Source organism: Muricauda brasiliensis (genome assembly GCF_003057865.1).
Classification (GTDB): Bacteria; Bacteroidota; Bacteroidia; order Flavobacteriales; family Flavobacteriaceae; genus Flagellimonas; species Flagellimonas chongwuensis.
Window position 1 is genome coordinate 1 of the sequence record NZ_QBTW01000044.1, and the last position, 469, is coordinate 469.

Here is a 469-nt window from a genome sequence, read left to right on the forward strand (position 1 = left end):
TCCGGCCATGCCCACGACCGCCCCGTAGTACTTCTTGGCGTCGCTGCGCAGCACGTCCCCGTAGCCGCCCACCTTCGTCCCGAAGAACTGGTTGAACTCGTTCACGTTGAAGCCGAAGCCGTAGCTCGGCATCCCCATGCCGCCCCATACCTCGATATGGTAGCCCCGAGGGAAGTCCAGCTTGCTGTTGTCCCCCCACCATGGGGAATACACGTGCATGCCCCCCACGCCGTCCTCGTTGTAGGAGACCTTACGGTTCATCAGGTCCGGGATGAACCCCGCCCTGTCTGCCCCCGTCGAGTCGTGGAGGTACTTGCCCACCACATCGCTGCTGTTGCCCAGTCCGTTGGGGTGCTGCTCGCTCTTGGAGTTCAACAAGATCCTAGCGGAACTACAGGCCGAGGCCCCTAGGACCACCACCTTGCCCTTGAGCTTGTATTCTTTTCTGTCTTCTTTGTTGATGTAGGAT

At 60.3% G+C, this 469-nt stretch carries 1 pseudogene; it reads right to left on the minus strand.

Annotation, left to right across the window (positions count from 1 at the left end):
- Positions 1-469, minus strand: a pseudogene (locus DCK90_RS16870) (GMC family oxidoreductase); the annotation flags it as partial.